The 4,313-nt window shown below is 72.9% G+C and carries 5 protein-coding genes; 3 read left to right on the top strand and 2 right to left on the bottom strand.

The features are described 5' to 3' along the window. Positions 1-206 precede the first annotated feature (206 nt). The gene (locus EF918_RS33140; RefSeq protein ID WP_125652603.1) at positions 207-977 is read left to right on the top strand and encodes a DUF4239 domain-containing protein; all 771 of its coding nucleotides are present in this window, start codon (positions 207-209) and stop codon (positions 975-977) included. 209 nt (positions 978-1,186) lie between these two features. Next, the gene (locus EF918_RS33145; protein WP_260610920.1) at positions 1,187-1,792 is read left to right on the top strand and encodes a hypothetical protein; all 606 of its coding nucleotides are present in this window, start codon (positions 1,187-1,189) and stop codon (positions 1,790-1,792) included. Positions 1,793-1,867: 75 nt separating this feature from the next. Here EF918_RS33145 and EF918_RS33150 read toward each other — a convergent pair whose 3' ends face one another. Then, positions 1,868-2,365: a hypothetical protein gene (locus EF918_RS33150; protein ID WP_125652605.1), complete on the bottom strand. Its 498-nt coding sequence runs from the start codon at positions 2,363-2,365 to the stop codon at positions 1,868-1,870. Positions 2,366-2,742: 377 nt separating this feature from the next. Between EF918_RS33150 and EF918_RS33155 the strand changes: the two genes are divergently transcribed. Next, positions 2,743-3,405 carry a class F sortase gene (locus EF918_RS33155; RefSeq protein ID WP_125652606.1) on the top strand — a complete coding sequence of 221 codons (663 nt, stop codon included), beginning with the start codon at positions 2,743-2,745 and terminating at the stop codon, positions 3,403-3,405. Between the two features lie 110 nt (positions 3,406-3,515). Here the strand turns inward: EF918_RS33155 and EF918_RS33160 are convergent. Further along, the coding region (locus EF918_RS33160) for a polysaccharide deacetylase family protein (protein ID WP_148141312.1) at positions 3,516-4,313 on the bottom strand (798 nt) is incomplete at its 5' end.

Below are 4,313 nucleotides of genomic sequence, written 5' to 3' on the forward strand. Positions count from 1 at the left end.
CCCCCGTGGTACGCCCCACGCCGGTCATGTCCCCGGTGGCCAGGCCCGTGTACCGGGCGCCCTCGCGCAAGCCGGCCGAGCACCACATCTCGCCGGTCACCTTCACGCTGCTCACCTCGGCGCCCGCGGTGCTCGCCATCGTCGCGCTGCGCCCGCGCTGACCGTCCCCGCTTCCCGTCGACGTACGGACCTTTCTGGGAGTCCCCTTGTCGGAATGGCTCGTCCTGACCCTCGCGATGCTCGCGGCGTGCGCCGTCGTGCTGTCCATCGCCTTTCTCAACCACCGGCGGATCGGCGAGGACGACGATCCGAGCGAGACCCCGGACGTCATCGAGTACATGACGATGATGATCGGCGTGATCTACGCGATCGTGCTGGGCCTGGCCATCGCCGGTGTCTGGGAGGCCCGCGGGGCCGCCCAGGAGTACGTCCGCCAGGAGGCGCAGGCGCTGCACGAGGTCAGCGTCCGCTCCGAGGTGTACCCGGCCGAGGTCCGCTCCAGGATCCGGGCCGACGTGGACGCGTACGTCTCGTACGTGGTGCACAAGGAGTGGAAGGTGATGGCCGACCGGGGCGAACTCACCGACGAGGGCGCGGCCCTGCTGGAGAAGGTCCGCCGGGACGTGACCGACTACCAGCCGCAGACCGACCACGAGGGCCAGGCGTACCAGCCGCTGGTGGACCAGGTGGCGGTGGCGGACGACGCCCGCAGCGCCCGGGCCTCCAGCGCCGGGGACACCATGCCGGGCGTGGTGTGGTTCGGGCTGATCATCGGCGCGCTGGTCACCGTGGGGATGGTGTTCGCCCTGCAGATCCGGCGTTCGTTCCGCGAGATGCTGCTGGCCGGGCTGTTCTCGGCGCTGATCGCCTTCCTGCTGTTCCTGATCTGGGACTTCGACGCCCCGTTCGGCCGGGGCATCGCCGCCACCGCCGAGCCGTTCCTGCAACAGTTCCCGCACCTGGCGGACAACGGCTGACGCCGGCGGCCGGTCCGGCAAACCGGGGGCGGCCCGTCCGTCCCCGGTTCGGCGTAGGCGTATGCCCCATTCGCCCGACTCTGATCGCGCGTGGTCACCCGCCCACCTAGCGTGGCCGACATCGAGGTGCACGAACCTCCGTACGGAAATCGTTCCGCGGCTGCCCCTCGTGGATTCGGAGACCAACCATGGGTGCGATACGTGCCTCAGTGACTGCCTTGCTCGGCGCCGGAGCCACGGGAGCCATCCTCGTGCTCGGCGCCTTCGGTGCGTCCACCGGCAGCTCCGCCCCGGCCGCCCCCGGGCCGGCCCGGCAGACCTCCGCCGGATTCACCGTCTACCCCGAAACGGTGGAGCCGGGTGGCACGGTGACCCTCGCGGCCACCGGCTGCACCGCCGCCGAAACGTCCATCTCCTCCGGCGTGTTCGACTCCGTCCGGCTGGAGCAGGGCCGCACCGCCAAAGTGCGGGTCGACCGGGACGCCCGGCGGGGCGCGCTGTACACCGTCACCTTCACCTGCGGCGGCGTGAACCACTCGGTGGACATCGCCATCGCGGGCGGCGTCTCCCCGCCCACGACCAGTTCGACCGCCAGCGCGCTGCCCCTGCGCACCGTCACCCCCTACCCCGTCCGGACCGGCCGAACTCGTGCTCAGGGGTGCGGGCGTGACGGTCCGGCCCGTGGGGGCATCGGCGGCAGCGTCTCCACGGTCAACACGCTGCAACTGGGAGCGGGAGCCGCGCTGCTGCTCGTCTCCGCGGTCGGAACGGTGGTCGTGCTGCGACGCCGCTCCGGTGCCGGCGGACGGCATTGAACGCCACCCGCGCCCCGGGTCCTGGCCGGGACCCGGGGCGGGCGGCGGGCGGGGCGACCGGGGAGGTCCGTCCGGTCAGGCCCGCCCACGGGCGGAGCGGTGCCGCCGCTTGAGGTGGATGCCGGCGCCGAGGGCCGCCATGCCGATGAGCCCCGCACCGATGGCGGTCTCCACGGCGGACGGGCCGAGGGAGCCACCGACACCACCCTGGGCGCCGTTGCCGCTCAGGATCTGGAACTTGTGGGTCCCGATCAGGCTGCTGTCGTTGCACTGGACCTGCAGGGTGTGGATGCCGGGTGCCGCGTGGTTGTAGATGCGCACCGTGGCGTAGTTGGTGGAGCCGGGCGACAGCAGGGTGGGATCGAAGTTCCCGTGCGACCTGACCACACCGCCGCGGCCGCAGCCGTTGGCGCTGACCTGCATCGTGGAGCCCTGGTGCACACGGAACGGGTTCACGGCGATATTGGTCGGTCCGCCGCCACCCCCCGAGGGATTCGCGGTGGCGAAGGACGCACCGAGACCGACGGCGAGCGCGGCCGCCGCGGTCACGGAGAAGGCGCGAAAGGCACGCATGGTGGAACCTCCAGCGGAAAGCGCCCCGGAGCGGTGGCCCGGGATGATCGACGAGAACGCCTCCCACCTGGAACCCTCCCGGTGGCCCGCAACCAGCGCATTTCCACCTTTGGGCCGCCCGGTTGAGCGACACGCCGAAGATCGGCCGCGGCGAGCGACGGATGCGCAGGTCACGACCCGTCAGTCATTTATGTGACGAATACCTGGATGGCGGCACCCCGTCCGGCGGCACCTGGGGTCCCGGGAGGACCGCACCACCCGTTCGACGCTCCCGCCTCGCCGTCCCGCCCCGGCGGCCTTAGCGTGCGGGAAGAAGTGGCGTACGGGGGTGGGACAGCAACGCGGGTCGGGACCCCCGCGTCGGGAAGGGACGACTGATGCTGCGCGAAGATGAGACGGGGAAGTCACGCAGGCGTTCACCATGGGGCGTTCTGGCCCTGGTCTTGCTTTCCGGCCTCGCCATGATCCGGAACGGGACGGGCATGAGCGGACCCCCGCAGCCCGCCGCGGCCTCCCGGGTCGAGGTGCGGGCCGACCAGCTGCCGGCGAACCCGCCGCAGCCCCCGGCGGACATGGAGGTGCTGGAGCACTCGTCGGTGCAGCGCATCCGGATCCCGTCGATCCGTGTCGACGCACCGGTGATGACGGTCGGTCTGGACCAGCAGGGCTGGATCGACGCTCCGCCGCCCCAGGACCCCAATCTGGCGGGCTGGTACCTCAACGGCATCTCCCCGGGCCAGCGCGGCTCGGCGGTGATCGTGGGGCACGTCGACAACGCCCAGGGACCGGCTGTCTTCTACGGTCTCGGCTCGATGCGCAAGGGCCAGCGCATCGAGGTCGAGCGCTACGACGGGCGCACCGCGGTGTTCGAGGTGTACGGGGTGGAGGTGTTCTCCAAGGACGCCTTCCCCGGAGCCCGGGTGTACGGGGACACCGGGCACCCCGAGCTCCGGGTGATCACCTGCGGCGGCGGCTACTCGAAGGCCAAGGGCTACGACGGCAACGTGGTCGTCTTCGCCCGCATGGTGGAGGCCCGCTGAGGACCGCCGCGCCCGGGGCCCGCTGAGGACCGCCGCGCCCGGGGCCCGCTGAGGACCGCCGCGCCGGGAGGCCCGCCGGCGCGCGTCGCGCGCCCGGTGGGCGCGCGGCCTCAGGCGGCCGGCAGGTGCTGCGGCGACGGCAGCGTCATCCGGTAGCCGCGCGCCAGCAGCTGGGGGAGGTAGCTGCGCAGGGCGTGGACGCTCTGCGAGCGGTTGCCGCCCGCGTCGTGGTTCAGCACGATCACGCCGGGGGCTGCCCCGTGCAGCACCCGCGAGACGATCGTGGAGGTGCCGGGCTCCTTCCAGTCGAGGGTGTCCACGGTCCAGGCGAGCGGCTCCATGCCGAGTTCGGCGCCGATCTCGAACGCGGCCCGGTTCCAGGCGCCGTAGGGGGCGCGGAACCACCGGGGTGCCTCACCGACGGTCTGCTGGACCACGTCGCTGGTGCGGACGATCTCGTCGGCGAGCGCAGGCCGGGACAGCTGCGGGATGAGGGGGTGGCTCCAGGTGTGGTTGCCGATGGCATGGCCCTCGGCGCTGATCCGCCGGACCAGGTCCCGGTGCTCGGCCGCCATCTCGCCGCACACGAAGAACATCGCGCGCACCTGGTGGCGTGCCAGGACGTCGAGGATGTCGGGCGTGTAGCGGGGGTCGGGCCCGTCGTCGAAGGTGAGCACCATGGGGTTGCCGCTGCCGGGGAACAGCGGGAGTTCCAGCACGGGCCGGGTGCGCGGGGTCAGGGGCGCGTGTGCCTGGGGGCGCCGTGCGGGCACGTCGCCGGTCATGGGCTGGAGCCGGTACGCCGGCCCGCCCGGCGCGCCCTGCGGCGGCTGCACGGCGGCGGCACCGGGGGCGCCTGCCGCTCCGGCGGCGGCCCCCGGGGCACCGGTGGCGGCAGGGGCGGGGGT

Origin of the sequence: Streptomyces sp. WAC06614 (assembly GCF_003949795.1) — a bacterium.
In the GTDB taxonomy this organism is placed as follows: domain Bacteria; phylum Actinomycetota; class Actinomycetes; order Streptomycetales; family Streptomycetaceae; genus Streptomyces.